General features: G+C 50.2%; 11 protein-coding genes. 2 read left to right on the top strand and 9 right to left on the bottom strand.

What is annotated here, in order from left to right:
* Positions 1-9 precede the first annotated feature (9 nt).
* The 8 genes from DWX68_RS04160 to DWX68_RS04125 all read right to left on the bottom strand — a co-directional run bounded on the left by DWX68_RS04160 (position 10) and on the right by DWX68_RS04125 (position 10,709).
* Complete coding sequence (locus DWX68_RS04160; protein ID WP_118491963.1) at positions 10-1,197, bottom strand: electron transfer flavoprotein subunit alpha/FixB family protein; 1,188 nt, start codon at positions 1,195-1,197, stop codon at positions 10-12.
* A gap of 11 nt (positions 1,198-1,208) precedes the next feature.
* Entirely contained in the window at positions 1,209-1,997 is a 789-nt protein-coding gene (locus DWX68_RS04155) for an electron transfer flavoprotein subunit beta/FixA family protein (protein ID WP_022359830.1), read from the bottom strand.
* Between the two features lie 203 nt (positions 1,998-2,200).
* Positions 2,201-2,905 (bottom strand): FCD domain-containing protein, encoded by a 705-nt coding sequence (locus DWX68_RS04150; protein ID WP_118468026.1) that lies wholly within the window; start codon positions 2,903-2,905, stop codon positions 2,201-2,203.
* A 74-nt stretch (positions 2,906-2,979) separates the two neighbouring features.
* Positions 2,980-4,257, bottom strand: a complete 1,278-nt coding sequence (locus DWX68_RS04145) for a Wadjet anti-phage system protein JetD domain-containing protein (RefSeq protein WP_118628674.1) — start codon at positions 4,255-4,257, stop codon at positions 2,980-2,982.
* A 16-nt stretch (positions 4,258-4,273) separates the two neighbouring features.
* Entirely contained in the window at positions 4,274-7,534 is a 3,261-nt protein-coding gene (locus DWX68_RS04140; protein ID WP_118628673.1) for an SbcC/MukB-like Walker B domain-containing protein, read from the bottom strand.
* Positions 7,509-8,195: a DUF4194 domain-containing protein gene (locus DWX68_RS04135; RefSeq protein ID WP_117796428.1), complete on the bottom strand. Its 687-nt coding sequence runs from the start codon at positions 8,193-8,195 to the stop codon at positions 7,509-7,511. Before DWX68_RS04135 ends, DWX68_RS04140 begins: the two co-directional genes overlap by 26 nt.
* Positions 8,196-8,198: 3 nt before the next feature.
* Positions 8,199-9,614, bottom strand: coding sequence for a Wadjet anti-phage system protein JetA family protein (locus DWX68_RS04130; RefSeq protein ID WP_107000148.1), 1,416 nt, complete (start codon positions 9,612-9,614; stop codon positions 8,199-8,201).
* Positions 9,615-9,806: 192 nt separating this feature from the next.
* Entirely contained in the window at positions 9,807-10,709 is a 903-nt protein-coding gene (locus DWX68_RS04125) for a LysR family transcriptional regulator (protein ID WP_107000149.1), read from the bottom strand.
* 275 nt (positions 10,710-10,984) lie between these two features.
* Here DWX68_RS04125 and brnQ point away from each other — a divergent pair, with 275 nt between their 5' ends.
* On the top strand, positions 10,985-12,370 hold the full coding sequence (brnQ, locus tag DWX68_RS04120; protein ID WP_118628672.1) for a branched-chain amino acid transport system II carrier protein: 1,386 nt from the start codon (positions 10,985-10,987) through the stop codon (positions 12,368-12,370).
* 28 nt (positions 12,371-12,398) lie between these two features.
* Entirely contained in the window at positions 12,399-13,415 is a 1,017-nt protein-coding gene (locus DWX68_RS04115; RefSeq protein WP_118628671.1) for an ABC transporter substrate-binding protein, read from the top strand.
* A 190-nt stretch (positions 13,416-13,605) separates the two neighbouring features.
* Here DWX68_RS04115 and DWX68_RS04110 read toward each other — a convergent pair whose 3' ends face one another.
* Positions 13,606-15,072 carry a D-alanyl-D-alanine carboxypeptidase family protein gene (locus DWX68_RS04110; protein WP_243027526.1) on the bottom strand — a complete coding sequence of 489 codons (1,467 nt, stop codon included), beginning with the start codon at positions 15,070-15,072 and terminating at the stop codon, positions 13,606-13,608.
* Positions 15,073-15,199: the final 127 nt, after the last annotated feature.

Here is a 15,199-nt window from a genome sequence, read left to right as displayed (position 1 = left end):
TGTGAATCTTTATCTTCCCATCTCAATCTTCTCAATCAGTCTCGGGAGAATCTCATAGAGATCACCAGTCAGGCAGTAATGTGCCGTCTTGAAAATCGGCGCTTTCGGATCTTTATTGATCGCGACGATCGTCTCCGCGTGATTCATGCCGGCAGTAAACTGGACCGCACCGGACACGCCGCAGGTGATGATGAGTTTTGGGCGGACCGTACGGCCACTCAGACCGATCTGGCACTTGGCATCCAGCCATCCGGCTTCCACCATTGGACGGGTGCAGGCAAGCTGACCTCCCAGCAGATCTGCCAGTTTTTCCAGCATTTTCAAATCTTCCGGCTTCTTCACGCCTCGTCCGGCTACCACCAGGACATCAGCATTTTCGATAAAGGTTTCCTTCGGCTTTTCTACGATATCCAGAACCCTCACGTGGGAAAGCAGTTTTTCCTTCTCAATTGTACAGACCACAATCTCACCGCTCTCTTTCTCGGCACGCTCCGGTGCGTTCATGATCTTATAGCGCACGGTCGCCATCTGCGGACGGTGGTTCGGGGTCTTGATGTGCGCCATGATATTGCCGCCAAAAGCCGGTCGGATCTGGGATAAATCAGTATTTTCATCCATTTCCAGGATCGTACAATCCGCGGTCAGACCTGTCTTCATACGGGCAGCCACACGCGGCGCCAGCTGTCTGCCGACCGTGGTCGCACCGACGAGAATAGACGATGGTTTTACTGTCTGGATGAAGTTTTCAAAAACAGCCGTGTACGGCTCGATCTGGAAACGTGCCAGTTCCGGTGCATCATAGACGAATACTTTATCTACATTATAATGAAGCAGTTCGTGTGCAGCCGCTTCGATTCCATTTCCCATAAACAGGGCGTAAACCGGATGTCCCGTTACCTTGGAAAGTTCTCTCGCTTTTCCAAGAAGTTCCAATGTAACCGGATGCACCTTTCCATCCACGTGATCTACGTAAACGGCAATGCCCTTCCATGCACTCTTATCGACGCTTGGTTTTACCGCGTCTTCTACATATTCAACCGCGCCCTTCGGACCTTTTCTCACGCAGAGACGGCACATTTTACAGGCGGCGCTGATCGTCACCTTTCCGTCCTTTTCTTCCATCGCCCCGAACGGACAGAGCTTGATAAGTTCCTGATTATCCGGGATTTTGTCCTGATGTATGATTAACTCAGCCATGCTTCCACCTCCTACACGAATTTCATATCCACGATCTTCTGATACAGCCGGTCTGCCAGCTCTTCGCCGCTTCCGTCCCACATTTCCTTTTTGTCATTGACAGCCGGTGGAAAAATGCGCTGAACCTGCGTCGGGGAACCATTGAGTCCATAGTGCATCGCGTCTTTATCGTCCATATCCGCCAGGGAAAGAATCCGGATTTCACGGTCTTTCGTGTTCATTTTCCGGACATACGAAGGAAGTCTTGGCTGAAAAATGTCCTTGTCAACGGCTAAGAGACACGGAAACTGCACTTTCGCCACCTCGACCTCTTCCGGCAGATCCATGCTGACGGTGATGCCGTCCTCATCAATCTGATTGATCTTGACAACATCTGCCACACTCGGGATATTCAGCCACTCGGAGATCTCCGGACCAACCTGCGCGGTGTCGCCGTCCGTTGTCTGTTTGCCGCAGAGGATCAGGTCAAAATCGCCGCAGCTCTTGATGCCCTGCGCAAGTGTATAGCTGGTCGCCAGTACATCCGCACCGCCAAATTTGCGATCCGATAAAAGCGTTCCGCCGTCCGCGCCCATCGCAAATGCCTCGCGGATCACCTGCTGCGCCTGCGGCGGTCCCATGGAAATGACGTGAACACTTCCGCCCACTTCTTCCCGGATCCGGAACGCCGTCTCCAGCGCGTACAGATCGTATGGGTTCATCTTCGAAGCCGCGCCGTCTCGTTTCAGCACGCCGGTAACCGGATCGACTTCTACTTTATTGCTTTCCGGTACCTGTTTGATACAGACAAGAATCTTCATTCTGTTTCCTCCTTCATATGGATGCTTTGTAAAAATCTTTAAATGATGGATGCTCTTCAGGTCCTCACAAATTTTAAAGAATTTTTAATCCGCATATTGGTTCTACCAATTTATTGAAAAGAAAAAGAATTTTGGTAGAACCAATTTTCTTTATTCGTTAGTATAGTGGGCTGCGTTCTGGTTGTCAACGATTGTTTATCTTTTCACATAGAATGTGTTTTTTCATTTTTTTCCAAAATTTCATCTATCATCCGGAAATGCCGGTCCAGTGCATCCTTCCCCGCTGCATTATCTTTGTTCCGCAGCGCTTCCGCAATCTGCCGGTGACAGAGATTCAGTGCTTCTTTCGCCTCTTTTGTCCGCAGAATTTCCGCGCGCATATTCCGGATGAAGGTATCGATCACGCCGGAACACGCCTCTAAAATATTGAGCAGCAGCACATTTCCCGACGCCTGTGCCAGTGTAAAATGGATCTGTTTATCAATCCGGGCGTTTTCCTGCTCGTCCATGCTCCGGTCAAGACGTTTTACCAGTTCTTCCAGCGCGTCCATCTGGCTCTCCGACGCATGTTCAACCGCCAGGGAAAACGCCTGCTGTTCCAGCGCATAGCGGATCTGGCTGATCTGCTGATAATTAATCTGGGACATCGCAAACATCATCCCCATCGTCTCTGCAATGCTTTTCTGAAATTCACAAGTGATGTAATTCCCCGAGCCCTGCTGGGAGGAAATCACTCCCGTCATATCCATGATCCGCAGCGCTTCCCGGACGGAATTGCGGCTGACTTCCAGCATCTGCGCAATCTCCCGCTCCGGAGGAAGCTTCTCCCCCGGACGCAGCTCGCCCGCCATGATGCGATTCTTGAAATATTCGATGACGCCTTTGTAGGCTTTTTCCTGTTTTTCCATAGACGCTGCATTCCTTTCACTTTGTCTTTATCATATCATATATAAAAATCCGGATTGGACCGAAAAGATTCTTTTTACAGAAAGCTCTCCAATCTCGTCTCCTGCCAGCTTATAATCTCCTGCTCCAATTTACAGTTGTGCTCCAACATATACCGCAATATTCCCGCATAGCTGCTGCCCTGTTTTATCATCGCTTCCGCCTTCGCCCGATCGGGTGCTTCCAATGGCTTCGCATATGTCTGAAACCGCTGCAATTCCTGCACACCCATCGCGCACAGCTGAAACGGCAGTCCCGTCTTTCGGATCAGATGCCCCGCGATCGCCAGACCATCTGGATCGAGATCGCCAAAATGATGCCAGGAAAGTCCCGGATTTTCTCTGGCGATCCGCTGCAATAGCGCCTGTTTCGTGCGGGTATGGTAGCCGCTCAGAAACAGATAAAATATATGTTCCCGCTCCAGCCGGTGAAACGAGGTCAGATTTTCCACCGTCATCAGCGCCGCATCCCGGATATGGATGCTTTTTGCCTTCTGGAATGTCTCAAAAGGGATCGACATCGGCAGATCGTGATAAATCCGAAGTTCGCGTCCATCTTCAAGGCAGATCCGCGCATCCCCTTTCAGATAGATATACGCCGGATTGGAATAAATGTAAAATTCCTCCAGAAGCGCCGTCTGCCGCTCCCGTTCTTCTTCCAGCTCCGCAAGCGGTTCATCATACCGCCCTGTGTGCTCCAAAATTCCACACACCTTTTTCCGGTATATCTTTTCCCACTGTTTACTGTCATGCAGAACTGCCTCTGACATTTCCCGCTCCAGCGTAGTTCTCTGCTTTTCCTGATTTTCTTTTAAAAATTGCACCAGATTCCAGATAGCTTCTGCCTCGGTTATCTCTTTTTCTACCTTCTTTTCATCCAGCTTTCTCGCACGGCTGTTTTTCAGTGTCTGAAGCTTTTCTTTTCCATATGCCTCCAATAAATCGCATTGGCAGAAGCGATGATAAACCTCTTCCAGCCGTTTTTTTAGAATATTCTTTTCTGTCCGGTTCAGACAGGTATAGTAATCTTTCCAGCGTTCCGGGACGGCACAGATCTGACGGAGAATACCAGTATTCGGAGGAACTACATGAATAAGTCCCCCCGATTCCATCTGACGGATCAGTCGTTCAAATTCTTTTTCCTGGAAAAGCTGTTCCGGCGGGAGAAAATCTTTGTTGTAGCCCTTGAAAATATCGGATGGTTTGACCGAAAACACTTGTTTTACCTTATTTTCACCGACATAGGTGACGCTTTTTTCGTATTGATCCAGCAATTTACTTAAAAGCTGTTCTTTCCACTCTTTCCGATCCGCCATTTTTTCTCCTCGTTTCCTATGCCTGCTTCACCAATCCTTCTACCGCATTCGTATACCGTCCTGTCACGATGAGGCTGACGGTTGAATCGATGAACTGACCGATACTGTTGATCTTCTCCGGCGGGGCTGCATAGAATACCTGGAAGTGATTCTCTTCGAAATAACGGACCATCTGCTCGATCCGCTCTCTCGACAGCGCCGAGAATGCCTCGTCGATGAATGCCAGACGGGCGCAGCAGGTGTTTGCCGGATAGCACTGCAAAAGACTCGCCGCCAGAATGATGAAATACGGGGTCTGCTTCTCTCCGTTGCTGGCGGAACCCTGTTTTTTCGATAACTCTGCCGTGATCTCGGTCTGCCCCTGACGGCTGCTGATCTCCATATCGTAAGAAAAATATCTCCTGTAATCCGTGTATTCCCACTCATCCTCTTCCGCCAGAATGATACTCATAAACTCCTGAATATCATTCTCCATCTCCTCGTCGTCGCGCGCCGAATTCATATAGACCTGCGGGGAACTCATATATTTTTCCAGACGCCTGCAGATGCGGAAGAAGAGAGCGCGGTCTGGCTTTTCTTTCATCACAAACTTGTAGGTATCGTTGCCAAACGGCATATGGCGCAGTTCGCGGTTGATCGCGTCCATCTCACGTTTTGCCTCGCGGACATTCTCGTCAATCTCCGCCACGAAATCGTTCATAAACGCGCTCTCCAGCCGTCCTGCCTGCTCCTGCAGCTTCTGCTGGGCTTCCTCCACCTTGACGTGCGCCAGGTTCCGATATTCTTCCCGGTACCACGGGATGTAACCGATGCCGCGCTTTCCGACGTCGATTCCCGCCAGGCGGCAATACGCCAGCTGTGTGTCCTCCAGCTGGCGCTCCCGCTCTGCCAGCATATTTTTGCTCTTGTCGATGGAAAGCTGTGTCGTCACGCGGATCGTGCCGCGCTTCTCGCTTTCGCGGTTATATTCCTCCAGCATCGCCTCTTTGAGTTCCATGTTGACAAGGCATTTTTCCTCATATGCCTTCTGGCATAAATAGATCTCCGTGCTGATACGGCTCAGTGTTCCTTCGCAGCCCTTTAAATCATTCTTACAGCCGCCAAGCTCACTCTGGTTCTGGTTCACACTCTCATTTGCCTCGCGTGCCAGCCGTCCCGCCGTCTCCAGTTCTTTCAGGACTGCGGTAAAGTCCGGATTTGCCTCGATCTCCTCGCGGTCCTTTACCAGGCTGTCCCTGCGCTTTTTGCAGTCCTTCAGCCCATATGCCGCGCCGAAATCGTAGTGTCCGCCGTCCCAGTCGATCTCCTTGATCGCATCACGGTATTTGATAACCTGTGAAAGTGCCTCTTTATCGGCCCGCTGAACCACCTGTAATTCTTCCAGTTCTTTTCTGGACTGTTCCAGCTGGCAGCGGATCGCGTCTGCGCCGAGACACAGCTCGGTCCGTCTCATATCCATCATCGCAACCGCATAGCTCTTCGCCAGCATGCCATCCCGCATGAGTCCGCCCTTCGGGTATTCATGCAGCTCTTCCAGATTTTCACAGAGATGAATGCCGTTTAACAGATAATTGGCGTAACGTCTCGCATAGACGTTCGGGATCCGCAGAATCTCCGCCGCGGAACCTTCCACCGCCTCTGTTTCCGGAAGCTTATCCGTGATCACGACATTTCCATCATAGATCCGCTCTTTCTGTAAAATCTGCATCGCCTTATGGCAGTGCGCGCCGTCCACGATGATATAGAAACGCTTTCTTCCCAGAAATGTCTCAACCGCCTTTCTCCACTCCGGAGCGGTCACCTCCTGGACCAATTCGGCAAAAATGTGGACCTCGGTCTGGATACCCTGTTTTTCTAACCCTCTCTGAATCTTATTCCGGGCATTTTCCACCTCCGCCGGGAACACAAGGATATTCGATTCCAGACGGCGGATCTTCTCCTGCAGCGCCCCTATCTCTTTTTCGCGCTCTTTACACTGATCCTGCAGGTGGATCTTATTTTCCTCATAGATGGCATCCTGACGGTGCACCTTCTCGCGGAATGCGTCAAACGCCTCCCGCTTCTTCGCCGTCTCCCCATCCGCCTGTTCCAGTGTCTCCAGATAGGTGTTTTCCGAGTATAAGGACGGAAGATCTGCTTCCAGAAGCTTGATAAGCGCGCTTATCTTCTTCTTCAATTTCAAAATCTGCGCCAGCTTGTCCTCCCAGTTCTTTTTCTCACGATCCGCTTCCTCGATCTGGCGTTTCAGGGAATCCAGGCTTTCCTGCATTCCCTTGACCATATCGTTATTTTCTGCAATTCGCAGGCGTTCCTGTGCGGCTTCCTGCTGTCTTGCGAGCTCTCCCGCCCGCTCGGTCAGGCGCCCGTACTGGTCTTTTAAAGCCTGATAACGGTTTTTCGTCTGCTTTTCTTCCTCTTCCTTCTCCCGGAGCGCCTGGTACGAAAGCATCAGCTCCCGGATGCGGAGTACCCGCTTTTTCTTCTCGTATTCGTCACTCTGGCGAAGAACCTCTTCGAGCTGAATTTTGCCCTGTCTGAGACTCTCATAGAGTTCCCGCAGGCGCTCAAACTGGCGCTTCTGCTCGCGCAGTTCCTCCAACGACTGGACTTTTCCCGGTTCCAGGACACAGTCCTGAATAAACTGGTCGATATTATTTTCCGGGTTAAATGCCATCATTTTCAGAAGCTTTGTCCGGTATTTGGCTGCGTCCACGCGGAGTCCCAGCGCCCGGAGTACCGCCTCCGTGCCGCGGTCCCGTCCCATAAAAGAGGAAAGCTTCATCGCCTCGCCATTCACTGTCAGCTCATTTTTCGGCGTGATGCGGAGTGCATTTCCCTCAATCCGTGTAAAATCGATATCGTCAATCGCCGCCCCTGGACAGATAAACCAGCTGCTGACCGGCTTGCCAGACTCACTTGGAGACTCAATGCATACTCCGACCGTGAGCGGCACTCCCAGCGTCGGATCGGAAAATTCCATCGCAATATAGCTGACAATGCTGCCATTTCTCAAATAACGCGCCTCGCCATTACTGCGCGTGTCGCCGCGCACATAGCCAAGCACCGTCCGGTCTCGGTCCTTCGCCGCCTTGTTAAACTGCGTGTTGCCCGTCAGGAGATAGGTCATCGCATCAAGCACCGTCGATTTTCCGCTTCCGTTGACACCGGTCACCAGGGTCGAACCTTCCAGCTCGATACAGACATTCTGGAAACGCGACCACTGGACCATCAAAAGTTTTTTCGCCGATTTCCTATTCATGATCGTCTGATTCTTCATCGCCGTCTTCCTCCTCTTTTGTCAGCTCCGTTTCCCATTCGTCCTCACGGCTCCACTTTTCCTGCATCCGCCGGTTGACATTTTCCACAAATTTGCCAAACTCCTGTGGTTCCAGCACAAACTGCATCGACGGATAAAGACAGATCCGGCAGTCCTCCTCGCCGAGCTTTCCAATCACCTGCAGAAGCTGATATTTGGTAAACAGCGTCAGAATCGATGCAAAACTGCTCTTGTCAATCTGATCCCGAATGCCGTATTTTTCCATCTCATAGCGCAGATCGGTCACCGAAATCTCAATATTTTTCGAAAGACTTCCAGAACGCACCCGGTCCGCATAGAGAGTCCAGAGGCAGCATAAAACCACACTTTCCATCTTTTTGAGTGTCACATGGTTGATCTGCAGTTTTCCATTCTCGCCGAGATCCCGGCAGTTCTGCAGCATAATCACGCCATTTTCCCGGTCAATTACAATATCATATCCGATATATCCCAGGTACGCTGAAAATGGTTCCGAACGCTTGGAGACAAAATAGTACGCTTTTTTGCTGTCCTCGTCACGGTCGCGCACGATAAAGGTCTGCTTCAGAAGACGCCTGACACTTTTCTGGAACATGTCCTTCTCAGAGGATGTATATTCATTCCATATTTCTTCAAATCCCATGTTTTATTTCTCCTTCCGGCGTTCGATTTTAAAGCGCCGCAGAAGCATCTGCTGCGTTTCCAGATAACCATCCTCCGCCTGTATCTCATACCCATTTTCCGAACCATAGGCAACCGCCGAGAGCGCGCTTAAAAGATCCCGCTTGCTCTTCATCGGAACCTCCTCGCTGGATATCTCCGTCCGATCTCCTAAAAGCGCCTCCAGATAATTCTTCATCTTATCCTTCGAATACGGGTTCTCTGCCTCCCTCTCCTGTGCCTCCCTCGCACGATCGATGTCCTCCTGTGTCATTTCTTCCAGCTTTGCATAGGTTGCCTCGCGGATCATCTGCTCCCGTCGCGGATAGCGGATCGAGTCGGTATCGATAAACTCATTATTTTCCAGCAAAAACAACCCGTTCATCGACTCCGGCAGTTCTTCCTTCCAACCGAGTGTGTTCATCTCCGCCGCAATCACGCGGATCGTCTGCTCGACATGCCCGCGCACATCGCTGTCCCGGTTTTGAAGAAATCTCGCGCGTCCAATCGCAATCTGTAAATAGATATTAATTTTATGCTTGATATCCCGCATGATCTGGTCGTAATCGACTGAGAAAAACTGCAGAATCGTCTGGATCATATCCAGCACCTTATTCTCCGCCTCAATGTGTTCCAGTTCTTCTTCCTTCGCGCATCCCGCCACCAGGCCCTCAAACAGCTCCTGCCGGTTCTGCATCGCTTCCAGCTTTGACCGGATAAAGGAACGGTACATATGAATATTCTGCTGTTTCGTCAGACGCGCGTACTCGCGGATAAAATCGCCCTCACAGTATTCGAGGACGTTCTCGGTCAGACTTTCCAGGCTTTCCTCGCGCACCATCCGCTCGATGATTTTTTTGATAAAGGTCGCCAGGCGCTTGAGCGCACCGGAGAGCTGTTTCGCGTTGCGGTAGACCGAGCGCAGCGCATTGACATAGATATCCGGTTCCCACTGGTCTGGATTCTGCAAAATATTATAAATATTGAAAATATAACTTGAAAATTCTTCCCACTCCGGCTTCATCATCTTCTGGAGAAATTCTGCCAGAAAGACGCCCTGCTCCGTCATCATGATATGCTTCTCATACGTCGCATCGTCCGTGTCCTCCTCCAGCCATCCGACCTCTTTCGAGCAGAATTTGCGGATCACGGAATTGGCAAGCTGGTTGTAATTCCGGTCGGTTGTCATCTCATCGTCCAAATAATCAATGTGATTTTCCAGAAGATAGATGGCAAGCGCATCCCGGATGCGGCTGCGGGCAATGCGGTAGGTAATCTCCCGATCATACTCATGATAAATGAGCAGAAGACAGTCCGAATAAATGCGGTTGCTGCTGCCGCTTGCCAGGCAGTTGAAAAAGCCGATTGGGAGAGCATCAAAAAGGTTTTTATTTATACTCACGGTGTATTCCTTCCATATATTTATCTGTATTTATGTTTCTGATTTTCCTGAATATTTCAATATCTGAAAACACCTAACTACCAGCTCTTCCAAAAAACGAAAAGCCGGCAGTCTCAGTCGTTTCTTCTTAATAATTATATACTCTATACCGGGAAAATGGCAAGGCTGGGACTGTTTGGACTTTGATTCCGGTTATTTCAAAGAGACGTTTCTTCCTTTATTTAACGTACTCACAAACTGCATCACACATTTCGTCAGCTTCGCAATGCTTTCACTTTCCTCCGCCCCCGGCTTCATACCCATTCCTATTTCCCGGATGCAGGTCGGGGAAACCGGAACGCAGTAGACATCTTCCGTATTTCCGCGGATCATCAGTTCAGACATCATTGAAATGCCCAGTCCTTTTCCCACCATGCGGATCACCGTCTCGTCATCCACATAGACGGACTGCTCCTTTGCCCTGACTCCCTCTTTTGCAAATGCGGCGTGTACATCGATGTCAAACCGCCCGTAAGGCATCAGGAAATCTTTTCCTTCAAATTCACGCAGCGGAAATTCTTTGCGCCCATTTAAGGGATACTGCTTTGGCAGAATCGCATACAAAAGTTCATGATACAGCGGAATCCACTCGCATTTCGGTTCTTTCTGTCTACTCGCAAAAATGACATCCGTCTTTCCGCTCTGTAATAATTCAAATGGTTCCAGCGCATGATCGACCATGCGGAGATCAACGTCCACCTTCGGGCAGAGGCGGCGGAACCGGTATAAAATCTCCGGCATCCAGTACATCGCGATGCTCGCATATGCCGCCACACGGATCGACTCCTCCTGCTGTTCCCGCACCGCCTGAATCTTATTTTCCAGGGTGGCATTTGCCTGCAAAAACTGGCGGATATCCGGCAACAGGTTTTCTCCCGCCTCCGTCAGCGCGATGCCGCTGTAACTGCGGCGGATCAACGGAAATCCAATCTCCCGCTCCAGGCTGTCCACCAGATGGGTCAGCCCCGACTGCGTGTAGCCAACTACCTCGGATGCTTTCGAAAAACTTCCAAGATCTACCGCCGTCATCAATATTTCCAGTTTTTTGGCATCCATGCCGCACCTCCTTTTAGAATATTACATTTTGTCATATTTCTATTATAAACTAGATTTTCACAAACCACAAGGAAGGCTTTATAATAATGATTAGAAAAGAGTTTTCAATTGTTGCTGTTCACGGGTAGGCACTTTTGGAACCGAAAATGCCGTAAGAAAACGTGGTGGCAGCAGGAATTTGCCGTATTTAAATGCGAAGCCACGGCAAATTCCGTTACTGGACACGTATGCGTGAACAGTAACTTTCAATTCTCATGTAAAAGGAGTGAATATCTATGACGCAGACCTGTCTTTCCCATAAGCAGCGGCTTTTAGTTGCCGGAACATTATTCGGCATGTTCTTTGGCGCCGGAAATCTGATTTTTCCGGTACATCTCGGTCAGCTTGCCGGACGCCAGTTTCTCCCGGCAGCGATTGGATTTATTCTGACTGCCGTCGGCATTCCGATCCTGGGTGTTGCCGCGATCGGAAGCACACATTCGGAGGGACTTCAGGATCTGTCCCGCCGCGTCGGACACAGATATAGCTATTTCTTTACCTGTCTGCTCTACCTGACAATCGGACCGTTTTTCGCTATTCCGCGGTGCGCTACGACCTCCTTTACCGCCGGAGTCAGACCTCTTTTAGGAACACAGCTTTCCGAACAGACTATGCTGTTTTTGTTTTCGCTGATCTTCTTTGCGCTGGTGTTTGTATTTTCCATTCGTCCAGGCAGCATCACGCTCTGGATCGGAAAAATCATCAATCCGCTGTTTCTTCTGTTTCTAGGCGTTCTGATTGTGACTGCCCTGCTTCATCCGAGCATCGAGGTTTCAGCGGCAGTTCCCGATGCCTCTTATCAGAATGGAGCTTTCTTTTCCGCGCTCTCCCAGGGCTATGAAACCATGGATGCGATTGCCGGACTCGCATTCGGGATCGTGGTCATTTCGGTTATCCGCCAGATGGGCGTGCGGGAAGATTCAACCATTGCAAAAGAGGTTCTGCATTCCGGTATGCTGGCCGGGCTTCTGATGGCATTTATCTATCTGCTTACCATCCTGATTGGAGTACAGTCACTGGGACAATTCGAACTTTCAGAAAACGGCGGCATTGCCCTCTCCCAGATTGCAGACTACTACCTTGGACGGATGGGCTCCTGGATCCTCGCCATCGCGATCACATTCGCCTGCCTCAAGACCTCCATCGGGCTTGTAACCAGCTGTGCGGAAACCTTTGTGAAACTGTTTCCCCATGCCCTTTCCTACCGTGCATGGGCGGTCGTTTTTACCCTTTTTTCACTCATTGTGTCAAATATAGGACTGTCCGCTATCATCACTTACTCGGTTCCTGTTTTGATGCTGATTTATCCGCCAGCCATCACGCTGATTCTCCTGGCGCTGGTTGGAAATGCATTCCAGCATGACAAAAAAGTCTATGTCTGCGTTACCATCTGTACCTGGGCAGCTTCCATCTTTGACTTTTTAGCAGCTCTGCCGGACGAAATGCAGTCTGCTCTGCATCTGGAACCCGTCATCGCAGTTGCCAGACAGACGCTTCCGCTGTTTGATTTGAATCTCGGATGGATTCTGCCGTCGCTTGTCGGGCTTTGTATTGGACTTCTCCGAAGACGGAAAGAAAAGTCAGCAGACCACTCACACCTTCCTGTATTCCCCATATCTTAATAGTATGAACGAACCGCAGGAGGCAACCATGAAACGAAATAAATTTGCAGCTGCCCTGGCTGTGCTCACCCTGCTTACTACCCTGACCGGGTGTGGACAGGCGAAGGAGACGGGCGGGGCGCTTGAACCGGTCACACTCAATGAGGTAGCCCACTCGATTTTTTATGCGCCGCAGTACGCCGCCATCGAGCTGGGCTATTTTAAGGATGAGGGCATCGCTCTGACACTCGTAAACGGTGCCGGTGCCGACAAGGTTATGACCGCGCTCATCTCCGGGGACGCCGATATCGGATTTATGGGCTCAGAGGCAAGTATCTATGTCTACCAGGAAGGTTCCGCCGATTATGCCGTCAATTTTGCCCAGCTGACCCAGCGTGCCGGAAACTTCCTCGTTGGACGAAGCGCCGAACCAGACTTTTCCTGGCAGGATCTGAAAGGCAAAAAGGTGCTTGGCGGGCGTGCGGGTGGAATGCCAGAAATGGTCTTTGAGTATATTTTAAAGAAAAATGGCATCGATCCAAAAAATGACCTGACCATCGATCAGAGTATCAATTTCGGGCTGACAGCGGCGGCGTTTACGAGTAATGATGCGGATTACACGGTCGAGTTCGAGCCCTTCGCCACCACCCTTGAAACCGAAGGAAATGGCACCGTTGTTGCCTCACTCGGCGTCGATTCCGGTTATGTCCCCTACACCGCCTACTGTGCAAAGCAGAGCTATCTAAATGGGCATCCGGAAATTATCCAGTCGTTCACGAATGCCATCCAGAAGGGCTTAGCTTACGTCAACTCCCACAGTGCGGATGAAATCGCCGAGACAATCCAACCTCAGTTTCCGGAAACAGACCGTGCGGCAATCGCCCGCATCGTTGAACGCTACAAAGCGCAGGACACCTGGAAAAATGATACTATTTTCCACAAGGACAGCTTTGAGCTTCTGGAAAATATTCTGGAAGAAGCAGGTGAACTCAAGGAACGGATTCCTTATGAAAAACTGGTAACGACCACGTATTCTGAAAAAGCGGCTGGATTGCAGAATGAATAACTAGCAAAAAAGAATGTGCCTTGGCACATTCTCGCGCCGAGCGCGGTCGCTTGCGACAACCTACATCTTCGCGCGAGTGCGCATCATTGGCACGTTAGTGCCTTTTTGTGTAATAGGGAATTCCAAGGAATTTCCTATTACACAAAAAAGCTGTCATGTATCACTATTCAAACATGACAGCTCTTTATTTCTATGCCGCAAACACTCCCATTACCTTCTTAAAATAGTCCCAGAGCCCCGCTTTCTCCACCGTTTCTGCCGCTTCTATCTCCACACTTCCCAATTCCCGTCCATCCAGCCGGTAGACCAGATGTCCGATCACATCGCCCTCCTGAATCGGCGCTTTGCGGGATTCTTCCATCATCCACTCTTTTTCGATTCCATCCAGATTCTCTCCTCCCATCGAAAGATAAGAAAAGGTTCCCCGCAGACGTCCTTCAACCTGTTCCTGGATGCCGCCCGCCACCGTCGTTTCCGGCACAGCTCCCGGATTCTCATCTTTGTAAAGATGGCAATTTGCAAACCCATAATTTAATAATGTGACTGCATCCGCAAACCGCGCCTTATAATCCGGTGCTGCCAGAATGACGGCAATCAGATCAACGCCATCTTTCCGCCCGGTTGCGGACAGGCAATATTTTGCCAGCGATGTAGAACCTGTTTTCAGTCCCGTCACCTCAAAATTTGTCACCATTTTCAACAGCTTATTCGTATTGGAAAGTCCAAATTCTTTCTCTCCCTGCTTGGTCCGGTGCGTTATATTTTCCATCCAGATCGTTGAATACTGAAAAATTTCCGGATACTTCGTGATCAATTCCCGCGACATGAGGGCAATGTCGCGCGCCGACATCGCGTGCGTCGTAGACGCCGTCAGACCGCAGCAATCCTCAAACCTTGCTGTCTCCATTCCAAGCCCTTTCGCCCGCTCGTTCATCATCGCAACAAATGCCTCCTCGCTGCCGCCGATATACTCTGCCATCGCCACACTGGCATCGTTTCCCGATGCAATGACAATGCACTTGATCAGCGTTTCGACCGTCTGTACCTCCCCTTCTTCCAAAAACACCTGGGATCCCCCCATGGATTTCGCATGCGCGCTGGTCGTGACCTCATCCTGCAAATGAATTTTCCCCGAATGTAACGCATCAAAAATCAGAAGCAGCGTCATAATCTTCGTCACGCTGGCTGGATTTCGCGCCTCGTCCGCATTTTTTTCATACAAAACGGTTCCGGTGGAGGCCTCCATAAGGATCGCCTCCGGTGCCCGGATGGGAAGCTCAGCGGCATTTTCTGCTGCCTGCGCTGTCTCTGCGGTTACTGAAACGGGAATCCACAGTTCCTCCGCGTAAGATGTGAGCATACCACTTCCCCCCAATTTACCAATTCCAAGCTGTATGCCTGACACACATTCTCCCATCGTAAGCACAACCGCTACACCAATCGCTGCCAGCCCTCTCCAAGCATTTTTATTTAAATACTCTCTTCTCCTGTCTCTGCCCCCTTTGTCCCAACACATACATTCTTTTTCCCGAAACAGCTTCTTTTTCACAAACCAACACCATTTTTCCACACGCTTCCATTTCAAATACCACGCCTCTCCCTGCATGATACATTTTTCATTCATATCTTCCTCCGTCTGCACATACTCTCTTCTCAAGATATGGCATATCCGCCCGTCCCTATGCCAAAGAGAATTGTAAGAAACTGTCATAGACCACCTTTCCTTTTTATGGTATACTATAAGAACACAGACAGGCTTATAAAAACGTTTTCCGCTCTCTTTC

The sequence above is a fragment of the Clostridium sp. AF20-7 genome (genome assembly GCF_003479275.1).
Classification (GTDB): domain Bacteria; phylum Bacillota; class Clostridia; order Lachnospirales; family Lachnospiraceae; genus Otoolea; species Otoolea fessa.
The sequence above is the reverse complement of the archived record's forward strand: the minus strand, read 5'-3'. Positions and strand labels throughout refer to the sequence as shown.